Origin of the sequence: Chryseobacillus diguaensis, assembly GCF_049220665.1 — a bacterium.
Lineage (GTDB): Bacteria > Bacillota > Bacilli > Bacillales > Bacillaceae > Metabacillus_B.
In genome coordinates, this window is record NZ_JBMKNV010000009.1 from 69,916 (window position 1) to 92,653 (window position 22,738).

26 protein-coding genes, 1 tRNA gene and 2 pseudogenes are annotated in these 22,738 nt (G+C 36.2%); 1 reads left to right on the plus strand and 28 read right to left on the minus strand.

The window, feature by feature from the left end; all coding sequences use genetic code 11:
• Positions 1-78 precede the first annotated feature (78 nt).
• The 23 genes and pseudogenes from ACOT8F_RS14505 to ACOT8F_RS14615 all read right to left on the minus strand — a co-directional run.
• Entirely contained in the window at positions 79-1,248 is a 1,170-nt protein-coding gene (locus ACOT8F_RS14505; RefSeq protein WP_421652645.1) for a levoglucosan dehydrogenase, read from the minus strand.
• Between the two features lie 73 nt (positions 1,249-1,321).
• The gene (locus ACOT8F_RS14510; RefSeq protein WP_421652646.1) at positions 1,322-2,131 is read right to left on the minus strand and encodes a sugar phosphate isomerase/epimerase family protein; all 810 of its coding nucleotides are present in this window, start codon (positions 2,129-2,131) and stop codon (positions 1,322-1,324) included.
• A 1,104-nt stretch (positions 2,132-3,235) separates the two neighbouring features.
• On the minus strand, positions 3,236-3,418 hold the full coding sequence (locus ACOT8F_RS14515) for a YqzE family protein (protein WP_421652647.1): 183 nt from the start codon (positions 3,416-3,418) through the stop codon (positions 3,236-3,238).
• 48 nt (positions 3,419-3,466) lie between these two features.
• The gene (locus ACOT8F_RS14520) at positions 3,467-3,970 is read right to left on the minus strand and encodes a shikimate kinase (protein ID WP_421652727.1); all 504 of its coding nucleotides are present in this window, start codon (positions 3,968-3,970) and stop codon (positions 3,467-3,469) included.
• A 28-nt stretch (positions 3,971-3,998) separates the two neighbouring features.
• Positions 3,999-4,373, minus strand: a complete 375-nt coding sequence (gene comGG, locus ACOT8F_RS14525) for a competence type IV pilus minor pilin ComGG (RefSeq protein ID WP_421652648.1) — start codon at positions 4,371-4,373, stop codon at positions 3,999-4,001.
• Entirely contained in the window at positions 4,363-4,860 is a 498-nt protein-coding gene (gene comGF, locus ACOT8F_RS14530; protein ID WP_421652728.1) for a competence type IV pilus minor pilin ComGF, read from the minus strand. Before comGF ends, comGG begins: the two co-directional genes overlap by 11 nt.
• Positions 4,802-5,128 (minus strand): hypothetical protein, encoded by a 327-nt coding sequence (locus ACOT8F_RS14535; protein WP_421652735.1) that lies wholly within the window; start codon positions 5,126-5,128, stop codon positions 4,802-4,804. Before ACOT8F_RS14535 ends, comGF begins: the two co-directional genes overlap by 59 nt.
• Complete coding sequence (gene comGD / locus ACOT8F_RS14540) at positions 5,112-5,561, minus strand: competence type IV pilus minor pilin ComGD (protein WP_421652649.1); 450 nt, start codon at positions 5,559-5,561, stop codon at positions 5,112-5,114. Before comGD ends, ACOT8F_RS14535 begins: the two co-directional genes overlap by 17 nt.
• The gene (gene comGC / locus ACOT8F_RS14545) at positions 5,542-5,844 is read right to left on the minus strand and encodes a competence type IV pilus major pilin ComGC (protein ID WP_421652650.1); all 303 of its coding nucleotides are present in this window, start codon (positions 5,842-5,844) and stop codon (positions 5,542-5,544) included. Before comGC ends, comGD begins: the two co-directional genes overlap by 20 nt.
• 9 nt (positions 5,845-5,853) lie before the next feature.
• A complete protein-coding gene (comGB, locus tag ACOT8F_RS14550) occupies positions 5,854-6,888 on the minus strand; it encodes a competence type IV pilus assembly protein ComGB (protein WP_421652651.1) in 1,035 nt (344 codons plus the stop codon).
• Positions 6,878-7,510, minus strand: a pseudogene (locus tag ACOT8F_RS14555) (ATPase, T2SS/T4P/T4SS family); the annotation flags it as partial. The gene comGB and the pseudogene ACOT8F_RS14555, both read right to left, overlap by 11 nt.
• A gap of 35 nt (positions 7,511-7,545) precedes the next feature.
• Positions 7,546-7,701, minus strand: coding sequence for a hypothetical protein (locus tag ACOT8F_RS14560; RefSeq protein ID WP_421652652.1), 156 nt, complete (start codon positions 7,699-7,701; stop codon positions 7,546-7,548).
• A 155-nt stretch (positions 7,702-7,856) separates the two neighbouring features.
• The gene (locus ACOT8F_RS14565; protein ID WP_421652653.1) at positions 7,857-8,306 is read right to left on the minus strand and encodes a terminase small subunit; all 450 of its coding nucleotides are present in this window, start codon (positions 8,304-8,306) and stop codon (positions 7,857-7,859) included.
• On the minus strand, positions 8,306-8,458 hold the full coding sequence (locus ACOT8F_RS14570) for a hypothetical protein (protein WP_421652654.1): 153 nt from the start codon (positions 8,456-8,458) through the stop codon (positions 8,306-8,308). The genes ACOT8F_RS14565 and ACOT8F_RS14570 overlap by 1 nt, the downstream gene beginning before the upstream one ends.
• 165 nt (positions 8,459-8,623) lie before the next feature.
• On the minus strand, positions 8,624-8,812 hold the full coding sequence (locus ACOT8F_RS14575) for a hypothetical protein (RefSeq protein WP_421652655.1): 189 nt from the start codon (positions 8,810-8,812) through the stop codon (positions 8,624-8,626).
• Positions 8,802-9,107, minus strand: a complete 306-nt coding sequence (locus ACOT8F_RS14580; RefSeq protein WP_421652656.1) for a hypothetical protein — start codon at positions 9,105-9,107, stop codon at positions 8,802-8,804. Before ACOT8F_RS14580 ends, ACOT8F_RS14575 begins: the two co-directional genes overlap by 11 nt.
• A gap of 59 nt (positions 9,108-9,166) precedes the next feature.
• A complete protein-coding gene (locus ACOT8F_RS14585) occupies positions 9,167-9,799 on the minus strand; it encodes a hypothetical protein (protein ID WP_421652657.1) in 633 nt (210 codons plus the stop codon).
• A 703-nt stretch (positions 9,800-10,502) separates the two neighbouring features.
• The gene (locus ACOT8F_RS14590) at positions 10,503-11,375 is read right to left on the minus strand and encodes a sigma-70 family RNA polymerase sigma factor (protein ID WP_421652658.1); all 873 of its coding nucleotides are present in this window, start codon (positions 11,373-11,375) and stop codon (positions 10,503-10,505) included.
• Positions 11,376-11,984: 609 nt separating this feature from the next.
• Complete coding sequence (locus tag ACOT8F_RS14595) at positions 11,985-12,827, minus strand: hypothetical protein (protein ID WP_421652659.1); 843 nt, start codon at positions 12,825-12,827, stop codon at positions 11,985-11,987.
• Positions 12,828-13,158: 331 nt separating this feature from the next.
• Positions 13,159-13,698 carry a hypothetical protein gene (locus tag ACOT8F_RS14600; protein WP_421652660.1) on the minus strand — a complete coding sequence of 180 codons (540 nt, stop codon included), beginning with the start codon at positions 13,696-13,698 and terminating at the stop codon, positions 13,159-13,161.
• Between the two features lie 15 nt (positions 13,699-13,713).
• Positions 13,714-14,955, minus strand: a complete 1,242-nt coding sequence (locus tag ACOT8F_RS14605; protein WP_421652661.1) for a hypothetical protein — start codon at positions 14,953-14,955, stop codon at positions 13,714-13,716.
• 569 nt (positions 14,956-15,524) lie between these two features.
• A complete protein-coding gene (locus ACOT8F_RS14610) occupies positions 15,525-16,985 on the minus strand; it encodes a recombinase family protein (protein WP_421652662.1) in 1,461 nt (486 codons plus the stop codon).
• 63 nt (positions 16,986-17,048) lie between these two features.
• A pseudogene (locus ACOT8F_RS14615) lies at positions 17,049-17,486 on the minus strand (ATPase, T2SS/T4P/T4SS family); the annotation flags it as partial.
• A gap of 172 nt (positions 17,487-17,658) precedes the next feature.
• Between ACOT8F_RS14615 and ACOT8F_RS14620 the strand changes: the two are divergent.
• Positions 17,659-17,733, plus strand: a tRNA-Gln gene (locus tag ACOT8F_RS14620).
• Between the two features lie 308 nt (positions 17,734-18,041).
• On the opposite strand, the gene ACOT8F_RS14625 is transcribed toward ACOT8F_RS14620, so the two are convergent.
• From ACOT8F_RS14625 to ACOT8F_RS14645, 5 genes are all read right to left on the minus strand, one after another.
• Positions 18,042-19,013, minus strand: coding sequence for a sugar phosphate isomerase/epimerase family protein (locus ACOT8F_RS14625; protein WP_421652663.1), 972 nt, complete (start codon positions 19,011-19,013; stop codon positions 18,042-18,044).
• On the minus strand, positions 19,010-20,188 hold the full coding sequence (locus ACOT8F_RS14630; protein ID WP_421652664.1) for a Gfo/Idh/MocA family protein: 1,179 nt from the start codon (positions 20,186-20,188) through the stop codon (positions 19,010-19,012). Before ACOT8F_RS14630 ends, ACOT8F_RS14625 begins: the two co-directional genes overlap by 4 nt.
• Before the next feature lie 402 nt (positions 20,189-20,590).
• The gene (locus ACOT8F_RS14635; protein WP_421652665.1) at positions 20,591-21,430 is read right to left on the minus strand and encodes a sugar phosphate isomerase/epimerase family protein; all 840 of its coding nucleotides are present in this window, start codon (positions 21,428-21,430) and stop codon (positions 20,591-20,593) included.
• Between the two features lie 61 nt (positions 21,431-21,491).
• Entirely contained in the window at positions 21,492-22,334 is an 843-nt protein-coding gene (locus ACOT8F_RS14640; RefSeq protein WP_421652666.1) for a TIM barrel protein, read from the minus strand.
• A gap of 96 nt (positions 22,335-22,430) precedes the next feature.
• Positions 22,431-22,727: a putative quinol monooxygenase gene (locus tag ACOT8F_RS14645; protein WP_421652667.1), complete on the minus strand. Its 297-nt coding sequence runs from the start codon at positions 22,725-22,727 to the stop codon at positions 22,431-22,433.
• Between the last annotated feature and the right edge of the window lie 11 nt (positions 22,728-22,738).

Sequence of the window (22,738 nt, forward strand, 5' to 3'; positions counted from 1 at the left end):
CATAGCTTGTTCCAAATCGGCGAAAGTTCTTTTATAAAGGCCGCTGCTTAGGGGCAGCAGCCTTTACCCTTTTCCCTATTACTTTGGAATGTTGATCCAAGCTTCTTTTTCCGCTGATTCAAGAATCGCATCAGCAATAAGCTCGATACGGTATCCGTCCTGGAAGTTTGGTGAAAATTGTGTACCTTCTGAAATCGCTTTAAAGAAATCATGGGTTTCAATAATTTTTGTTTCCCCATAACCAATACCTAAAGCAGGGATTGGCCATAAAGCTTCTCCATACGGAGTCGCCGGACCGGAATAAACGGTTCTGAAGCCCTTCGCATCACTTGGATCGTCAGCGAAGCAAACTTGCAGTTCATCACGGCGTTCATAGTTGAAGTATAAAGAACCTTTTTCGCCATGGATTTCAAATGTCAGGAAGTTATTGCGCCCCCATGCATTACGGGTTGCTTCAATGGTTCCAATTGCACCATTGTCAAATTTCACCATTGTAATGAACTCATCATCTACATCGACTGTTTCTTTCGGAATATTCGCGTCACTGCTTTTCACTGTACCAAGCTTGTCAATCCCGCCAGTTTGGATTGGGCGTTCTGGAATCCAGGTTTTTGTAATGGCATTAACATCTGTAATTTCGCCAACCAGATAACGTGCATAGTCAACAACATGTGTTCCTATATCACCTAAAGCACCTGAACCGGCGATTTTCTTTTGGAAACGCCATGATAAAGGAGAGTTTGGGTCAGCGGACCAGTCTTGCAGATACGTTCCGCGAAAACTTAGGATTTTACCGATTCTTCCTTCTTCAATATACTTCTTGGCAAGGGCAACAGCCGGAGTTCTTCTGTAATTGAAAGCAACCGCATGGGTTACCCCGGCAGCTTGAACAGCCTCTAACATAGTCTTGGCCTCTTCAGCACCTAGCGCCAAAGGCTTTTCGGAGATAATATGCTTGCCTGCTTTTGCCGCAGCAATTGCAATTTCAGCATGTGTATTGTTTGGTGTCACAATATCAATAACATCGATTTCCGGATCGTTTACTACCGCTCTCCAATCGGTAGAATAGTGTTCAAACCCTAATCTTAAGGCTGCATCTTTGGCCAACTCTTCTTTGACATCCACTACTGTGTGGCGGTGCGGGATAGCCGGAGCCGGCCAAAAGAACATTGGCATTGCTGAATATGCAAGTGAATGGGCCTTTCCCATGAATCCTCCGCCGATCATACCTACGTTTAATTTTTTCATTTATGTTTTCCTCCTATTAAATAAGTATTTTTCCTAACTGCTTTTAAAAGGCTTTCAAAAAAGTCATCATGCATTATTTCTCAAAATTTGATAAAAACTTACGGCTTATTTCTGCACCTTTTTTGGGATCGGCATAGCTATCCAATTCCACCGTAATCCAATCATCATAATGAATGCCGTTTAACAGCTTCACCATTTCATCGAACTTTTGGTGCCCTTCGCCTAAGGGCAAAAATTCTCCATTCGCATAATCTTTAAAGTGAACATATTTGATTCGATCCGCAAACTTCCTGATCACTACTACCGGATCACCGCCCCCTGCTTCAATATGAGCTGTATCCGGACAAAGATTAATATTTGTCAGGGCCATGAGCTTGTCCAGCTGATCAGGAGCTTCAACGTTTGTTCCCAAGTGCGGATGGTAGCTTGGTATAAGCTGATACTTTTCTGCGATAGCGGCCACTTTATCAAGAGCCTTAGCCAAGTCACTGTAATCGCTTTCTAGAATGCCATTACTACGGACTGCCCCGCCGCCAATGACTAAATGCCGTGCACCCAGTTCTGAAGCAAGAGCTGAAACATCCTCAATTTTTTGTAATTCCTCTTCTAAGATGTCGGGGTAAATAAAATTGCCGCCGGTATAAACACCAATAAACTCTATTGAATATTGCTTAAGCAAGTTCTTAAAATCTTCTTTTCTATCCTTAAATTGCATTAAATTACCATCAAATAATTCAAATCCATTATATCCCGCTTCCGAGATCTCTTTTATCGCCTCTTCTGTTGAGCCGTTGGCCAGATAATAAAGGTCTTTAACTGAAGTTACTCCTGCCGGATGCCCTACGACCCCGCCCCATGTATTGGTTTGATATCCAAATTTCATGTTTTTTCTCCCCCGTTTCCAAATCATGTTGGTAAGTACATAATGCCTTGTGCAGTATTTCCTCGCAGAAAAATTGACATTCTTTTTTCCTGGAAACACCGAACTGTCTTTGTAATCGATTACATTAATAGTTGCTTTTTCTTTCGGTGAATTCTATTAAAAATATAGTAATGTAATCGATTTCAATTCAAAACAAAAAAATTGTTAATAGAACAAATTTTCTATATCTTTAACCTACAATTACAGTGTAATCGATTACATTTTAAATTTCAACTCTTTTAAATAATTTTTTAAATTTTTCTTTCGTGTGAATCAAATATTGCTGAAATAGGAACCGATTCTCCTTTTTATCACTTAATCCTGCACCCTTTTTAAGCAATATGAGAACAAGGATAAATGGCGAATATTGCTGGATTAGAGAGAAAAAAGGAAATTATTTAAGAAATATGTTGATTTTGTGGACTATCATTTTTTTAGTTATGATTCTATTCGGCATGTAATGGTTGAAGTTTTAAGTTTTATTGTTTCCACAACAAAACAACTAACGATGGTCTGATCCTCATACTTTTTATTACACGGATGGAGAAATAATCTGGTTTCACTTCGTATATTGTATGCAAGTTTTATCAAATAAGAAGAGGCCCTATTTCCTCCCCTTCTTCCACGATTATAAGTGTAATTTTTTTGCTGTCTTATATCCTTTCAGCAGTACAGAATAATTTGTTCTGCAGTTGGCTAAGACGGGTTTGACCTTTGCCAAGTCATTTCTGCAAACAGGACAAATCCATTCTCCCTCAGGGCTGCTGCTATAAGAAGACTGTGCACATCTGACACAAAGCTTTTTATACAAATTGATCTCTCCTTTAAACGAACGCTTTGTAAATCCAATAAAAATGCAGCACCAGCACATAGGAGTACAGCATGCAAGCAGCACCTGCTGCTGCTTTTAGCAAAGGCTTCACAGAAAAGGGATAAAAGTAATTTGCCAATTCTTTTACTGAATGGCTCTTTTTCTCGCTTTATCGCCATCATTCACCCTTTTTATTTAAAATAAGGCAACAGCCATAAATAAAAAACCCCTGGAGGCTTCCAGAGGTTTCAAACTTACTTCCTTCGATTTTTAAATAACAAAATGAATCCAAACGGCAAGACACCAAACCATTTGCTCATGAGCGGGGATTTTTCATCTTTTCTTTTTCTTTTTTGCTGCTTCCGTTCTTCTTTCGGGGTATCCATATATTTTACGACCTGCTGAGTTAAGTATTTAACATAGTCATTAGTAGACAAATGATTCACACCCTTTGGGGTTTTATCATCAGTATGTCCGCTTCATTCCTATTTTAACCAGGCTGCGATCTCTTCTGCAGTTTCATGCAAGGTCTTACGGGTTGTATTAATTTTTAGAGAACATTGCTCGTAAAATGGAATTCTGGATTGATAAAGCTCGTTAATTTCCCCTTTTGTTTTTTCTTGAATCAATGGCCGATCGGTATCATTCTGAAGTCTTGCGTAAAGCTCATCAATGTCGCAGTAGAGAAAAATAAGGTCTCCCTTTTCAAGCATATAATTCCGATTTTCTTCGGAAAGGATCAGGCCTCCCCCAGTGGTGACAATTGTATTAACAAGAGGGATTTCTTTCAGGATATTGGTTTCCAGCTCCCTAAAATGCTTTTCTCCATAAGTTCTAAAAATCTCTTTCACAGGCATACCGGATTTTCCTTCAATTAAGTGGTCTGTATCCACAACGGTTACTCCAAGCTTTTTACCAAGTTCTTTACCGATTGTTGTTTTTCCTGCTCCCATAAAACCTGTAATAAATATGGTCTTCAAGCTGATCACTCCATCATCAAACATATATCTGTTTAGTTTACCATTCAGTCCATGATGTGATAAGACCTTTCTTTGCATCAAACAAGTATGAAGACTGTTTTTTCTTTTTTTCATGAGTTTCACAGCTGATTTCCACTTTAAAGAAACCTTCTTTATCATTGATGATCTTGTAGGCAACTTCCCCCTCTTTCATTGTCTCCTGATAGCTTGTTTCTTCAGGCACTGATTTCAGCTTTTTCATTGATTGATTAACAGCTCTCTGAATGAGACTGTCCAGAATGTAATATTGTTTTGTATCTGAATAAAAGGATTTCTCTAAAATAACTACAGTTGTTACATGCAGGATAACTAGAAAAAAGAGCAAAATGATCATGACAGTGAAAGGAAAAATCGATCCTCTATTATTTTTCATGATTTTCTCCCTTAAATTCCTGGTAGAGGTATGTTTTTAATTCATATTGCTTTCCTGCAGCACTTACAATGGAAAGAGTAACCCCGCTCTCTTCAACAACAGCATTAAAGGATTTCACCTGCTGCAGTAAAACTTCATGTCCTTTTCCTCCAATTTGTCTCCTTATCAAGTCATTGTACCGGCTAACGGTAACCCTCTGATTCTGAGGATTAGTGTACATCAATCCTTCTGAAGTCACTTGAAATTGACTGGATTGTTTGATTTCATAAGAGACTTGTTCGGAAAAAAGCTCCCATTCAAATGGACGAAGGTCGTTCGGCTGTTCTGAAGTGTTTTTTAGGAAAGATAAGAGAGTCAGCATAGAAGAAATAATGATTAAAAATATTGCTAATGAAAAAAGCATATTCAAAAGGGTATATCCTCTTTCTTCAAGGAAGAGGCAAGCATGATTTTCTGGCCCTGTAAGGTTTTTCCTCCCATTGAACACAAGCTTCCTGATCTGGAACCTCCTCCAATATAATAGTATATTTTTCTCCTTTAATACTGCGGCTGCCAATTGGGATCGATCGATTTTCATACATAGATTCATTTAGGTATCCGCTTAAAAGTTTAATTGCTGTAATTTCCTTCGCATTGTTATGCCTTTCTAGAGTAATATACATCATGGAAGGTAGCAGTATGGCTGCAGTTAACATCCATATTGAAAATGCAGTGATGCATTCCAGCAGTGAAAATCCTTTAGAGTTTTTCCACATGAAATCTTCCCTTCCCTAAATAGAATTTAACGAGGTATTTGTGAGTTAAATATTCTACAAGAAGGGAGCCGCTATCTGAAATATTTCCTTGTGAATCAAAAGAAAAGGTATTTGGGAGGGTTAGATTGCTTATTGTAATGGATGAATCGAAGTTTCTTGAAATGATTTTATTAACAACGGTACCTGATTTACGGATGCTGTAGGATTTGGCATTGTGGCTGTAAACAAAATAAAAGCGGGTATGCTCTGTAATCGCATGCTGCTGAGCAAAAAGAATATCTTTCTCAAATTGTTCAAAAAATTGAGTGATGATAAAATGCTCTTGGACAGGTTTTACGTTCACTATTGCCGTGATTGATAAAAGCATAAAAATGGTCAGCACAAGCAAACTTTCAATTAAAGTGAAGCCCTCTTCACTCCGCTGCTTCCTCAACAACTGCCCCTTCACTGTCCAGATTCAGAGTGGTTCCGTTAGGACATTTATTTGTATTGATATATTTTTCGGTTTCTAAATCTGAGATCGTTGCTTTTTTGCCTTCCTTCATTTCATAGGCTGAGCTTTGAGCCTGAATCATATCCTTCAGACCTTCACAGCCCTTGGACTGGATATTAGCATTGTGCTTAGCAATATTCGGAATCGTGATTAGGAGCAAGATTGTGATGACAAGCAAAACAATTAGCATTTCGATTAAGGTAAAACCCTTTTGATTTTTCATTTCATCCTCCTAAATATGCTCCATCATTTGATACATTGGAAGCATCATCGATAAATAAACGATGAGGACAATCAGTCCTACAAACAGAAAAACAGCAGGCTGAATAATTGAAATAATTCTCATCATCTTTTTTTCAAGATTTGTTATTACGAATTGACTGTAATTATAGAGGTCCCTTGCTAATTGCCCATTTGCCTGCCCGTGGGCAATCATATGAAAAAATTCTTTTTCATAAAAAGAACTTTTCTTAATAATCGATTCGAATGCTTCTCCTTTTTTCAGATCTTTTATGAAACTTGCTGATTCTTCTTTAAAGAATGGATGAAAGCTTTGTTTTTCAAAGACCTTCAGGCTTTCAAAATAAGAGAGACCGCCTTTCAGCAAATAGCTGAGCTGTAAGCTGAAATAGTAGCTGTTAAACATCCGAACCCCTTTATTCCATATTGGGACCTTCATCATCCACTTCATTTGCTGGTGAGGAGCAAGCTTCCTAAAATAAAAAAAATAGAAAACAGCAAATAAGGATAAGAAGGCAATCAATGCAGCAAATAGGAACTTCATCATGCCAAACAGCATCATTAATCCTTTGGTCAGCAGAGAAGGCTCCATATTCATGGATTGATAAATTTGCAAAAATTGCGGGCCGATGACTGTTTGAGAAATATAGATGACTCCAAACCCAATCAAAATAAGAAAAAGCGGATACCTTAAAACCCTCGCCAGCTTTTCAGCCTGCGTACATTTTCGTGTTAAAAGATCTGAACTTTCTTTAAGAGCAAATTGAAGATCTCCGTGATTTTCTGCAAAATATAGATAGCTTAATACATCTCTGTCAAATGAGAGTTTTTCAAACATGGAGGAAACCGAGAGGCCATGGCGAAGTTCTTCCATACATTCCAGTAAATCTGCTTTTTTAACTCCTTCAAATTGAAGAATCAGAAAATCAAGTGCTTCATTTAAAGAATATCCCTTTTCAAGCAGATCGCTCAGCCGCTGCATAAATTCAGCCTGGCTTGCCAAATTCCATTTCCTCTTAGTCTTCATGATTAAATACCCATCTGTAGTAGGAATCAGGATATAAATAGCCCAATGCTATGCCTTTCTTAATAACATCCTTCAAAGTTGGATAGCTTAGCTGCATTCCCGTTCCTCTAGCAGTTTGAAAAGCAGTATTTAAGCTTTTTCCGTACAATAGCTCATATACACCCACTCTTCTCGTTTTTCTCATTTTTTTGCAATAGGGAGAGCACTTACCAGCACAGAATGGACATTTTAACTCGACAAGCCTTTGGGCAGATATACAAATCAGGGTTTGTTCGATTTCTGAGATTGGTACGTTAAATTCGACTAGCCTGTAAATAGCTCCTTTAGCATCACGAGTATGCATAGTACTTAATACCAAGTGACCTGTAAGTGCGGCTCTTATGGCGATTTGCGCTGTTTCATGATCTCTTATTTCTCCAACCATTATGATATCCGGATCATGGCGGAGAATCGCTTTTAATCCTGCGGCATAAGTAATTCCAGCCCTTTCATTCACCTGAACCTGAAGTACTTCATCACTTTTTGATTCAATAGGATCTTCAAGTGTTATGATATTTCTCTGAAAATGCTTCTTTGCATAGTGAAGAAGAGAGTAAAGCGTAGTCGTTTTACCTGATCCCGTATGTTTGTAACTATAGAAACACCATTGAAAAATGCTTATTTATCGAGGGTTTTGAGGAGTTCAGCGGTTTGATATATCGCTGTCATTGAGGGGAAATTCTTTGTAATAACTTTAACGTCAACTTCTTTTAGTTCTTTACTTATTCCTGATTTGTTACCTACTGTAACCGTAACAATTCTTTCGCCTTCCATTGAGACTCACCTCACTTTTTACATTCTGTGAAACTTAATATGGTTGTATTACTATGTAAATATACCATTGTGTTGTTTACCGGTCTATTAGAATTTAATTACAGTAACTAAATTAAGGCATAAAAAAAGGAAGCAACCAATTAAGGCTACTCCCTCTAAATTTCTTCCCATTCAACGTCTATATATTCGGTTTCTTCATCGTCAACTAAGTCAATTACAAAGCGTGTTTGTGTTATCTCATGCTTCTGTACAAAGTGTCCACCAAACTTCCCAAGTAATTCAATAGCTTTAACCTTATCGGCAAGCCTTGGTTTAACGTGAACTATCTTACCGCTTTTGAAGTCATAAACCTCTTCTTTATAATCATCTGAAAGCATGTTATTAAGTTCTTCCTGAAGCTGTACTGCACTTCTAACGGTATCAACTGGAACAACCTTCATTAAGTCGCCTATTTCATTTACGACAAGTTCATTCTTCATATAGTTGTAAGCTGTTTTATTACTAACCCCGATTTGTTTAGCTGTCTCTTGGACATTTCCACCGTTAGCAATATAAGAAACGGCAAAGGCCTTCATATTATCGGTTAATGCCTTTTTACGTGCCATTATGCGACTACCTCCTGTTCAAGTATACGAACATACTTGTCATTCTGTAACGCTGTTAGCTGTTCCTGTGTGACTGTTTCCTCATATTTTCTATATACATTGTCTCTAGGCTGTTGGATTTTAAAATATCGGATATACTTCACTCTATACATGACTAAAACCTCCCTAAATATGTTCTATTACCGTTTTCTTCAAGCTTATAGATGTAACCTGAAACGGCTTCTTTATCTAATACAAAGGACTTTCTAATACGTCTTGTAGCTGTTTGGACAATCTCCTGAAGAGACCTGTCTTCTATAACATAATGAATAATGTAGTTAGTATTTTTTCTGAATTCTACGATATACATAAGCTTCTTCTTCACCGTCTTCCCAAATGATTTTATTTCCTACTAGCTGACCAGTTCTAAGGTTTCCTGAAAGTCGTTTAACTTGTTCATTTACTGACTCTTTAGCTTTAACACGAATATATAAATTCTCTTTCCCGTACATAGGATTAGTTAGCATCGGAAACCTCCAATAAGTCCAAGTTAATGTAATACCAATTATCAGCAAATAGAATAGCTTCCCCAAATACATCTTCTAAGTTACTTCCATTAAAGACTTGAGAAGCTTTAGGCATATTCTTGTGTCGTATTTTTACAAAGGTTTCACCGTCTAAGTAGAAACATTTACGGCTGTTACCGTTTGGAAGAATAACACTTCCTGCATCATGATGATTAGGTTTAATGTGATTAATAGGTTTTTCTGTGAGACTCCATTTACCGTTTATCCAGTATCCTAACTGTGCTTTAACTTTCATCTTGCTTCCCCCTAAAATGTACAAAAGGCAGGTCAATTAAGACCTACCTCAAGTGTTTTTTATGCTAGTTCCTGTTGAACCGTTTTAATTTGTTCTTTAACTTCTTCTAAATCACGTTGAATCTTTCCTGAGTTATACGCTTCAATGTCCTGTCTGAAGGCTGTTAAACGTGCTGTATTCTCTTCTGAAGCTGTTGTGTATTGTCTTACGGCTTCTGAACTATCCATTTGGTCTAAACCGCTTAAGTTTGGCTTCTGTGGTGTGTCTGCTATTAAAGAGAACTCTTCGTACATCATTCCATCATTAAGCATTAAGTCTATTGTCCGTTCAGTCATTTTGGGCTGATAGATATTATGTTCTAACATCTTGTAAAGCTTCTTATCCGTTTCATATAGCTGAGTACGTTCTGCTGTAGAAAGTTCATCAAACCCCTTTACTGGTTCGACTGACTTAACAAGCGTTCTATCTCCTGTAGTTACACGAAGTAAAGTTCCGTCAACGTTCTTAATAATTGAAGTGTTACGGTGTTCAGGTTTACCTGTGTAAATTCGCTTCATTTCACTTTCAATCATTGACTGTTTACTTATTAAAGAATCTAGTTCAGCTTTCTTTTCTGTATGCCATTTTTCAGCTTCTGCCATTGCACGTTTAAATACTGGGCTTGCCATAAATTGTTTGAATTGTTGTTCCATGATTATTTACCATCCTTTTTTAGTGTTTTAATCATCTTGTAAAAGTTCAATAACAAAACGCTGTTCCTTTAATTAACATCGACTGTTCCTGAAGCATCATATTAAGTTGTTCTATATGTTCCATTAATAGTTGTAGCCGTTTCTCTCTTTCAATGAATCTGCTGAATAATTTCATATTGTGTATTGCCCCCTGTAAAAGTAATCTTACCTTCAACGTATTATCACAACGGGTTAAAGGCAAGTTAAAGTTACAGGTTCTCACGTTAAATACCTGTTCTCTGTTACGGTTAATCTCACTAGCCGTTAATTAGTCTCTGTTGAAGGTGTTAAAGAAAACCTTTGCCCCACTCAAAGGAATTCTATAGAAGAAGCTAGGTGACTCCTACCTAAACTTCCTCTTAGAACTACCTTGGAAACAGGATGACAAGTCCTGAAAAGACAAATACCTAGAAATCGAATATTCAAGTAAGCAAATACTTGGACTCTTAGAAGGAGGTATTCACCTCTCTTTTCTAAAGTCTGTTTGAAGAAGTCTCCCTCTCCATAGAAAGTACTTAGAGAAGGAGAAAAACTCTATATACTCTCTAGCAAAAGGAGGAATTACAAATGAAAAAGGATAAAAGGCAAGAAGCGGAGGAACTTGCCCCTTACACCCTCTAGGGAATTGGACATACGTTTTTTACAGGTATTGTCAATAATTTCTTTATTTTTTAGAAGAAAAATTAATTTCCTCAAATGTTCCATCCTCCCATACGATAAGATTTCCTACTAGTTGACCGTGACGGGTTTCGCTAACAGTCCAGTCCTCTTTTTCCAATGGCTTACCTAATTTGTGTCCACTCCATCGGCTGTAATCTTTCATAGAACCATTTTCATTAACAATTGGTGTGCTAGGCTTTCTCTTAACAACTGGCTTCTTCTCTACTAAGATAGTTGACAGCTTCTTAATAGCTGACTTGTTAATTTGATACACGTTTGATAAGTTGCATCCCATGATTTCAGGAATTTCTTTGAATGGCATCCCGTAAAAGTAGTGAAGATAAATAATGCTTTGCTGATTGAGTGTTAATTGACGGATTGCCTTTTCTAGTTCCTCACTCTCTTCTTTTTCAATAAGTGAATCTTCTACTGATTGACCTAGAGAATTATTACTCAAGACGTAAACTTTATCCACATTCGTAAGATTGAAAAGACATTCCTCTTTGCCTTCTTCGTTTTCCAGTACACGCTTGGCATTACTCCAATGTTCAGGATGTGACGGATTTTTCTTTTCATCGTTTTCATATTCAAAGTGATAGTATCCGTCTGACTTGGAGTGCTTGCCTTTTGGTGTAGTAATGTTTTTAACCACGTATTCATAAACGGGAATGTGTAAAGCTTCTCTATTACCTCTGTTAATTCGGAAGTGACTATTTTTAATGAATCTGATATAGCCTTCAGCATCCTCTTTAAAGTACGTGTCTCGTACATAGTCCAACTCTTTGTAAATCACGCCACTTCTTTTACGACTGTCGAGAATAGTTGAAGCTTCTCTGATGTTCTTGCGGAATACTTTTAGATACTGGTTTAAATTCATGATGTAAAACTCCCCTTTTTTTGTTTTGTTTTTGTGTAGGAAAAAGAACCCTATATACTTTCTAACGAGACAGATGGACGATTTGCATAAATACCCCACATTCCTAGAAGCAGTTTACATGGACGATTTGCACAAAAGGTATCTGTTACCTTAATAAGCCCAAGTCGATTATTTGCACAAAAAGACATAAAAAAAGTGACTCCATTAGTGGAATCACCTGTAAAAAGTAGTGCCTGAATTCCCTGTTTGATAGGGATAAACAATTGAATAATTTATTTTTAAATTGATTTCTGAAATACCTGTAAAAAGTACCGTTTCAAATCCCTGTATAGATGTAAGAGATACATATTACAAACTTTAATCAAACTCACTAAGCTAACCGTGAAATAGATAACTTGATTTACAAACCATTAGACTTACCAAAGAAAACGGTAAGCCTTTATAGTTGAAGACCTTATTAGGTTAGTAAGTCTGACCGTCAAGGGAAGACAATCACTTCAGAACTATTAATAAGACACTTTGAATAAAATTTATTTTAATGTTTATGACGGTATAGTTTTGAATAAAAAAAGAAAAGGCTGCCCTCAAGAACTGGGCAACCTTCTCTAGTCATTCTTTCTCTGAAGATATATCAATTTCCATTACAATTGTTCCTCTTTGATGTTCCTCCATCTTTTCCCAAAACTCTTTCATGGCATTGCTGTATTTATCAAATGATATTTTGTCTACATTTAATACCCGTTCCAAGTTTGTTGTACGGTACATATCCATTAAGCTAGTGTCGCTAACTCTTTCAAAGTATTCAGGGTAAAGAGTATTTAAATTTGTAGCAGAACGCCCGCTTCCATGTTTGAAAGTATTTGATAAAAGATTACATTCTCGAATTGTTTTCCAAATATCTGTTTCAACAATAAGTTCCTCATCACCAAACAAATCTGTAAATGTTAGTTTTAGTTCGGTAAGCACTTTAGTAAGTTTTCCAAAATCACCGTAAAACTTATCATAAGCATTTTCATTCTTTTCGTTTAAGTGAATAAATTTAACCTGATTAATGTATTCATTTTCATGATGTGTTAATTCCTCATATAACCATTTCCTTAATTGCTGTTCAAAAACTTGATAAAGGTTACTTAAAGACATTAGTTCAAACTGATAGTGCATAAGGAACTGTTCATCAAGCCGTTCATAGACATAATCCCGAACTTCTTCCATATAGTCACCATAATCTGTGTATTCAGGATGAAAGCTTGAATTAAGTTTTTCTTTAGCTTCTTCTTTAAATTCATTTTGTACTTCATCAGTACGAGTCTTTAAACGTTTATATACTGCTTTATATATACTGGAATGGTTATTACTTAATACTTCATACATGCGTATGTATTGTTTTTTAATACTAGGATTAAGATATAAATGAAAGCTTAACTCTCTTTTTTCAACGGTATTTTTCCCCATAAAAACCACATGCACCTCTTCTAATTAATCTCTAATTTTAGCTTGAACTTCTGATAAACTCACAATGAAAAATACCTTATAGATAGGTTCATTTACTTCGGTAAAAACTTTATGAAAAGGTATTCTGCTTTTCGGTTATTACAAAATATCAATGTAGGTTCATCAAAAGGAGGCTACCGTAAAAATCGGTATTGAAAACACCGTAAAAACCTAAATAGCCGTATTGATGAAAAAAAGCTGTAAAATATGCAAGTACAGTAAGAATTGCTAATAAAATTCCTGAATCCATCAACATTTTTCTTATTGATTCCATTGTTATCACGCTTTCTATTTAAGCATGGGCTAAAACTAAATTACTAGCTGGATTCATGTGGATATTTCCAACAATCCTCTGAACAACAAAGTTATCTAACTTCAAACAAACACTTTGAACTTTATTTCTGTTTTGATTTTCATTATTACTCATGTGTAATCCGTCATTGAACAATGGCTGAAGTAAAAAAAACTCTTCTGGAACCTCTATACCCTGTTCAACGGCATAGTTTAATTTGTTTATTGTTCTATGCGTTTCAATATAAGTTGACTTCTGGACTTCAGTTAAAAGGCTTTCGTATACAATCTTTTCAATTTTTACCCTTATAGCACAAATTATTTGTAGGGGGTCGTATGATTGGCCTTCTATTAGAAAACTGACTAATTCATTATGTATCATTTGATAAAAACTTGAAGATTCATGGTAATCAGGATTATTAATTAACGATTTTTCTCCTCCATCTAACTGAATAAATGTTGGATTATAATGCAAATAATGTGCTTCAATTCTTTCAGCTAAAGAATTTTTATTATTTCTAAGCCTTAAAAAATCCAACATTGTTCTGTCAGAGGTCTAAGAATAACTTTTTAAATAATGAATCTTAAGTTTATTAAAATAATAGTTATTAAAAAGTATAGGGTCTAAATGAGTTAAAATTATTGGAAATAATACTTTGCCATTTTTTCTGCTTTCTTCAATCATTTGCGATAAATAGTATTGCACAATCAACATATTAGAACCATCAAGATAGTCAAAAATTTCATCTATAATAAGAATCCCTATATTCTTCGTAAAATTTACTTTGAATTTTGATAGATTAGAAATAAAGCATAAAACATCTCTTTCACCATTAGACATTTTATTAGCTGCTAAAAATTCTATAACTAGTTTATTTCCTGTTACCTTTGTTTTTATTGTTCTTCCGGTTGTATTAAATGTTTGTAATTTACTATCAATATCATTGCGGAACTCAATGTATTTATAATAGTCTTTTGCCTTTTTTATATCACTTTTAATATCTTTAATGACTTCAATTATTTGAATAGCAGTTAGTAACAAATCTCTTTCATGGTCTTCTTCATTATCAAACGGAAGGCACTCTAGTTCTTTAACAACTTCAATTAATTCGGATAGTAATTGATTTTCTTTAAGTGTTGTTATGGAATCATCTGTAATACTATTTTTTAAACTTGTTGATGAACCACTTTCATTTATTTGTTGAAAGAAAGTATTAATTACGGTTTGAGGTCTTATCTGTGATGAACACTTATAAAGAAGTTCATAGTTATCACTAAGTATTGTTAAATTCTTAACACTCTTAAAGACTTCGGAAATGTTTAAAAAAACTTTACCTTTCCCGTCAAATTTCTCCTTAAATTCTCTTATCTTATATGGTACTTCAACTTTTTGCGGTATATTTTTATATATTTCTAAATCTCGCACATCTAATCTTGCAGATGCTGTCGAACGCCCCCCATAACTTCGAGAAGTGCTTTTCGCATACACAGGATTTTTTATTACATATGTATTGATTGACCGACTAAATTCATTCTTAGTTCCATCTGCGGTAAGGGTTGTACAACTTGTTTCATCTAATGTAAGTTCAATTTCTAAAGAAGGCACATTTTCCTCATTACCATCAAATAAATCTTCCTTCTCCAATTCAAGTTTATTTGGTTTTAGTGCATTAAAAGTTGTTGCAATAGTGCTTTTACCATAACCATTTGGTGCAACAAATAAGTTTGGGAAATTAGCGTGTAATTCATTAAAATTTAATTCAAACGTTGCTTTTCCTTTTACATTTTGTATTTTCATTTTTTGAATTCTATTAATTTTCCTCATCCCTTTACTTGTAAATAGTACCTAATTATACCATGTTGTCGATATTTTAATGGCTTAAGTACAAGTTTGTTTTCAGGAAAAAAATAAATTTATCGCCAATTTTAAATGTCGATTTAATATATGTATTGATACCCCATCCACCCAACCTTTTCCAATTAAACCACCCCTGACCCTTTCATCAAACGGTTGTGTTACTCTTTGTTACAAACATCATTCTATCGAAACTCATCTATTAACAACCTTACGACAAACTATAATACAAGCCTTGGAGAACTGGCATATTAGTAAGCTTTGTTTATAGTAATATGATGTTCTTATAAATAACGGTCATATATGTTCCGTATATTGTTTAGCGTACATTATCGAGAACACCCTATAATATAAAGGTATTTTTAATGGGTAGATTAGCACCTTTATTTCAACCATTTCTCCTAAATTAATCCCCCAAAAAGCCTTATATATCAAGGCTTCACGGTATTTCACTCCATAAAAAAAGAAGGTAATAAAAGTGAAAAATTTCACCTTAAAACCTTCCCGTAATCTTATCTATAATAAATTTCTACTGTCGGACTCTTTTCACCTTTTGGATACTTAAATACAACTTTATCTAACAGTAGACTTAAAATTTTATTAACTGATTTACTGTCCATTCCTTTACCGTCAAGGAACTCCCAGTTCTCATAAAGCTTCCCTAAATGCTTTAGTAAGAACTCCATATTTTCAAGTTTATCTTCAGGAGAACTCATTTTTAATTCATTGATTTCTTTTTCAATTTCTCTGACTTCCTTCTTCCTTATCTGCTGACGGTTAACAAATGTAGGCATATCAATAACACCTAATTCTAATTGTTCCTGAAGGATTTCTAATGCCTTCTTACGTTGCTTCAGGCTTCCCTCAAGCTTTTCTATTTCAAATTTAGTGTTATCCCTTTCACCTTGGTTTCTCATTGTATATATGTGAAACTGAAGCGTTTTACGGTAACCCCTTATTTCATCCCGAATAATTTCAGCTATTGGATTGTAATAGAAGCCCCTATTCTCCGTACAACTCCTACATGGTTTAATATAAACCTTAGCTGTATTCACTTTAAGGTTATATGTAAGATTCTTACCGCAGTTCCCACATAACAGAATGTTAGAAGTAGGATAAGCATTATTCTTCTTTCTTGGAGTTTTAAATTTATAAGCTGTCACTATCTGATTGGCTTTACTCCATGTTTCAAAATCCACTAACGGAGGATGACTATTCGGAACTCTAATCTGTTCATCAATATCCCTTAGCTTCCATTTTCCCTCATACTTGTTTCCAACAAATAAACCGTAATATGCTTCATTTGTAATTATTCGTTGGATTGAATTATACGCAAACTTCTTCCCTTTAACAGTTCTGATATTCATTCTATCTAAAGCATCAATTATTTCAGGTATGCTTGTACCTTTTGCAACTTCAGTAAAAATATATTTAACATCATCTGCCCGTTCATTTGGAACAAATTTATTATTTTCATCCCTTGAGTAACCCAATGGAGGAATACCGTTAACCGATTTTCCTTCAGCCATTAAATAACGCTTTTTATCAAACATCCTCTTATGAAGTTGTTTATATTCTTGCTGTGCAACAATTCCAGTAATACCACTCAATAAGAATTGGCTATCATTGTGTAAATCAATAATATCGTTTGGTGTAACAATAAAAGTATTAGTATTGTATAAAACTCTTTCTATGTCTGACATGTCCCAACGGTTACGGGCAAGTCTGTCTATATCCTTTACAACAATTGCATCGTATGTGCCTTTTTTAATCTCTTCTAACACTTGTTGAAATACTGGTCTGCCTTCAATGGAACTAGACGAACCGATTTCTTTATAAACTTTGTATTTATATCCTTTTTCATCACAAAGGTTAATAAGCATCGACTCATGTGCCTTCAATGCTTCGTCAATACCTAAATTTTGTTCATCACGGGACAACCTTAAATAGATAACAACGTTCTTAATAACCAATACCTACACTTCCTTTACTGTATCTTAGTATACCTAAAAGAAGTGTTTCTATAATAACTAACATGTTGGTCCTGTAAAAATCATTAATCCATGTGAATGGTTTAGAAAAGATAACAGCTTGGTTGTTACCGAAGGGAAGAGTGAAAGCTTAGGGATCGGAGGGAATTTTTCTTTTGAGAGTATTCGGATTACCATGCTTTCATCATGGATGGTCGGCAGCGTCGAAAGCCTTAGATTAATTCTTCCTTTTGAAGAAGAAATAGAGAGAGCGCCGTTTTGAGGCTTCCTCCTCTCTCCGATATCCATGGAAGCAAGAAATTTAAGATGGGAGATTAGCCGCTGGCAAATATCCTTTTTCAACACATGTTTTTCATGCAGGTCTTCATCAATCCGATAATGGATCGCAGCGTCCTCCTCTCTTGGGACCAAATGGATATCAGATGCCTGAAGAGAGTGGGCTTCTTCTATAATCCGTTCGCTTAACAATTCAATTGCCTGCATTAATCAGCCTCCTTTTATTCGAGTCGGGTTGATTATATTCCAGGCTATTAAATTTGTCATACAGCCAAAAATCACTTTTATCATTATTTTGCAGTTAATAAAACAATTTTTAGAAATGGCATGTATAAAAAGAGAAATAATGAAAATGATAATACTTGTCGCTTCTTTTAGATGGGCTATAGCCAAGCGGTAAGGCAACGGACTTTGACTCCGTCATGCGTTGGTTCGAATCCAGCTAGCCCAGCCATTTTCAGTAATACATAAAAAGACTGCAGCAGCAGTCTTTTATTCTTAAGTTACAAAATATATTTTTAACTATTTAAATTAAACCCTAAGTTTTTTAGACCTGGTACGTATTTCTAATAGCTGCTGCTAGTTCCAAAATTGATTAGTAATTCCGTTCTCTATATCTACGAAGAAAACACCTGGATTAAGTTAATAATCCCAGGTGTTTTGTCTTTTTTAATTGGAAGTGCCCAAACCGAACATATAACTGTTGGGTTTTTCCAATCAGCGCTAAGCGAATGACCTTTTATAATGCTTCACCTATGCAAATTATGCCCACCATATTTCCGTCAATTCCTCTTTAAAGAGGACCCTTTTCAAGAGAGAAATGGCCTTCCCTAGTCCTTCGTCCACCGACGCGAGCATATCTTCATGTTCAATAGAAAGGACATGATCATAACCAACTGCACGAAGAACACTCACGATATCTTTCCATACCTTTTCATCCTGCCCGTACCCAACCGATCTAAATGTCCATGAACGATCCAAAATTTCACTATAGTGTTTCGTATCTAAAACTCCATTTACTTTTATATTGTCTTTGTCTAAATAGGTATCCTTCGCATGAAAGTGGAAGATGGCATTTTCCCGGCCAAGTTTTTTAATTGCTTCTACGGGATCTATACCTTGCCATACCAGGTGGCTTGGGTCAAAATTTGCTCCAATGCTTGGTCCTATCTGTTCTCTTAATTTCAGTAAAGTTTCAGGATTGTAAACCACAAAACCCGGATGCATTTCAAAAGCAATTTTAAATATACCGTGCGTCTCAGCAAAATGAGCTTCCTCTTTCCAATAAGGAATCACCATTTCGTTCCATTGCCAATTTAATGCTTCCATATATTCCGGTGGCCAGGAACAGGTTACCCAGTTAGGAAACTTTGCATTAAGATGGTCGCCTGGGCAGCCTGAAAAGCCGTTAATAATAGGTACTTCAAGCCGTTCGGCTAATAAAACCGTTTTTCTCCAGACTTCATGGGACTCTTTTGCAATCTTTTTATTAGGATGAAGCGGATTGCCATGGCAGCTTAAACCGCTAATGGTTAGCCCTCTCTTTTCTATTTCTCGTTGAAAATGCTTTACTTTTTCAGGGCTGTTTAATAACTCATCTGGGTCGCAATGGCTGCTGCCTGGGTAATTTCCTGTTCCCAGTTCTACCGCCTCTGCGCCCATTTCAGACAGCTTGTCCAACATTGCTTCAAAAGGCAAGTTTTGATATAAAACGGTAAACACCCCTAGTTTCATGAATGTACCGCCTGCCCCACCCGGACTTTGACCCATTTTTGATTATGATGGCTTTCTAAAACGGCATCCGTAATACACATGGACAAATGCCCATCTTCAAAAGTTGCAAAATTAGGCTGATCACAAAACGGGTCTTTTCCTTCCCGAATAAAGGTGTAAAAGTTTAACATCCCATTTTTTAAAGCATCCGGCCAGCCTTCATTATGTCCCCCAGGGTGATGGATTGATGATCTGGCTTCCGCTGAAAACAAAGAAGGGTCTGCCTGAAGAACTTCATTTGGTTTTTCCCGATGCCCGATCCATAATTTTTCTGGTTCTTCTTGATTCCAGTAGGCCGATTTTTGACTGCTATTGATTTCAAAACAGAGCCTGTTTTTCCGTCCGGCACTTACTTGGGAAACCGTAAAGACACCTTTTGTTCCATCTTCAAATCGCACGAGAACAGATGCGTAATCTTCCGTGTTGATCGGTACGTCTTCATACTTTTCTTCTTGTCCTTTTTGTGTTCCAAAAGTGGAAACATTCGATGTAGATTTTTTTCTTACCGGTATCACCGTTGCCAAATCCGCAAATACTTCTGTGATTCTCTTACCGGTTACATATTGAACAGTATCACACCAATGGGATCCAATATCCGCTACAGCTCGTGATTTCCCGCCAACTTCCGGAGCTAAGCGCCAATTAAAATCAGTTTCATACAATAACCAATCCTGCAAATAGCTCCCGTGAACTAAATTCACGTTTCCTAATTCTTCATTTTTAATCATCGATGCTAATTGCTGCACAATGGGAAATTGTCTGTAATTAAAGTTCACACCGTGGACGATCCTGTGCTTCTTAGCTAGATCCAACAATTCCTCTGATTCTTGACTGGACATCGCTAAGGGCTTCTCTGATAAAACGTGTTTACCTGCTAAAATGATCTCTTTATTGATCGAAAAATGAAGGTGATTTGGGGTGCAATTATGCACTACCTGAATCTCGCTATCACGCAGCATTTCGCGGTAATCACCATATGCTTTTGGAATGCCAAGTAAAGCGGCCTTTTTTTCAGCAGCCTCTTGACCATGCTCTGCTAATCCAACTACTTTCACAAAACCAAGTCTTCTAATTGCTTCAATATGAGTCGGCCCAATAAAACCTGTCCCGATAATCCCTGCTTTTATTTTTTCCATGTATATTCTTCCTCCCCAAATTGATGTTTGTTGTAATCGATTACATTTACCACTGTGGCTTTGCAGCTTAACACCCTTTTGAGCTTTGTTTAATTTTTAGTCATGAATTTTACGTTAAAACACCCCGAAAATCCATGCTTTCACTTATCATTTGTAATCGATTACATAAAATACAAAAAAACAAATTGCTAACTCTTGCACCTTTCTACATTATTGTAATCGATTACATTATAACCTGCAACCGTTTTACCATAATTTTTTCAAGTTTTATATCCTTTCGTGCATTGACTCAAAAGGAATTTCGACGGCTCTAATATTTTAGAACTGCTGGGTAAATTTACTACGGATCGAATGAAAAAGCCTAGTTATATGGGTTGGTTCCGCATAATGCGGAACCATGGGTTAAATAGTTTGATTCATCCTTACTAAACTCTTAATATGCTTAATAGACTGCTCTGTATAGAAATCATACAGTTCGCTCTTTCCGCCATAATCAGAGACTAGATACGGATTAGATATCGGAGGTAGAAACTCCATTGTTATAGGCCCTTTGTAGTTCACTTCTCTTAGCGTATCAATCACCTCTAAGAAATTGACTTGTCCGAGCCCTGCAGCTTCACGCGTATTATCGGCAATATGAACATGAATGAGATACCTTGCGATCTTCTTTATTGCATCACTCATGCTGCGTTCTTCTATACTCATATGAAATACATCCGCCATCATTTTTACACATTCTATCTTTACTTCTTCCACAAATTTTATCGCTAAATCTAAATTGTTAACCAAGTAAGATTCATATCGATTTAATGCTTCTACAGCAAGATTGATATCTTTTGATAAAGCATACTCACCTGCTTCTCGTACACTTTTCACTGCATTTGCCCATTCTTCTTCCCTCGTTGTCTGAGGAGACACCTTCTCGACAAACGTAGGAACCACAATCAAGTGAGAAGCACCCAGCTCTTGAGCCATATCTACACAATCTTTTACATATTGTACCGCCTTTTCTCTTATTGTTTGATTGGATGACGATAAGTCTCTTTCCGGTGTATAGATTCCGCACAAAGATGTACAGGTCAGGTTATATTGATCAAGAAGGCTTTTTATCCTTTCCATGTCCAGTGAATATGGTTCACCGGCAAGTTCAACGCCGTCATAACCATATTTACTTAATCTTTTTAGGCTATCTTCTATATCTTCGCCTCCAAAAATCCACTGGGTCGCACTATAACGGTACATTCGTAAAACCTCCATATACAATGAAAGATTAGTAAAAAGCTAATTTGCTTGGACAGTGCAGTCAGCCGATATTCACCAGTGAATTTTCAATTGATTTAATATATTTAATGCTTTGTTCAGCGTATTTATCAAACCATTCTTCCCCAACGCCTTTTTCAAGAACACCAAATGGATCAGCGGCTGCCGGCAGAAGTTCATAGGAAATGTAACCTTGATAATCAATATCCTTTAATGCCTGAATCACTGGAACAAAATCCAAATGACCAGCACCAGGTGCAGCACGGTTGCTATCCGCCAAGTGGATATTTAACAAATGACTGCCTGCTTTATTTAGGGAATCGCTGATCGAAATCTCTTCCAGATTCATATGGAAAGTATCACCCATAACGCCAACATTCTTTCGATTGACTTGCTTCATTAGTTCCAGACAATCATCGATTTTGTTTAACCAATAATGTTCATAACGGTTCCAGGTTTCAAGAACGAGGCTGATCTTATAGCTTTCTGCAAGTTCCGCGGCTTCTTGAATACCCTCTACAGCCCATTTGATTTCATCTTCCCGGTTTGTTAGAGGCTGTGTCTTCATACAAGCAGTTGGGGTAATCCCTATCGTTTTAGCTCCTACTTCTGCAGCCATTTCGATCACATTTTTAACATATTCTTGTGCGTTTTGACGGACTTTACCATCTGGATGGGCCAGGTCTCTCTCATTCGTATAGATCGCACAAATAGATGAAACGGCCAAATCATTATCTTTAAGTATTCTTCTTACATCATTATAGTTGTAAGCACTTGGTTCCCCATATAAATCGATGGCATCATATCCGTATCGAGCTAAACGATTAACACTTTTCGATAACTCTTCCTTATACCAAACTAGATTACAAAAGCTGTACTTAAACATATTTGCCCCTCCCTTGTTCATTATCTTCTTAAAGGTTAGTAAAACTCCGTGTGCATTAAAATCCATTCCCCGAAGAATTCCTATTATTTGGCTCTATTATTTAATGATGTTTGATGCCTCTAAGATTTCTACTTTCACTGGTTCAATGATAAGATCGTTTATCACTTCGGAAAAATTTTTAAAATGGTGAGTTTCTTCATGTTCATTAATGGCTGTTTGATCCTTCCACTTCTCTAAGAAAACAAAAGTATTTGGCTTTTCTGCATCTTCATAAAAATTGTAGCTTATATTTCCTTCTTCAGCTTGAGATCCTTTTGTTACCAGCTTCGCTTGTTCAATAAATTCATTCCGGTGTTTTGGATCCATCTTGAAAATTGCATGAATGACAACCATTGTCTTTCCTC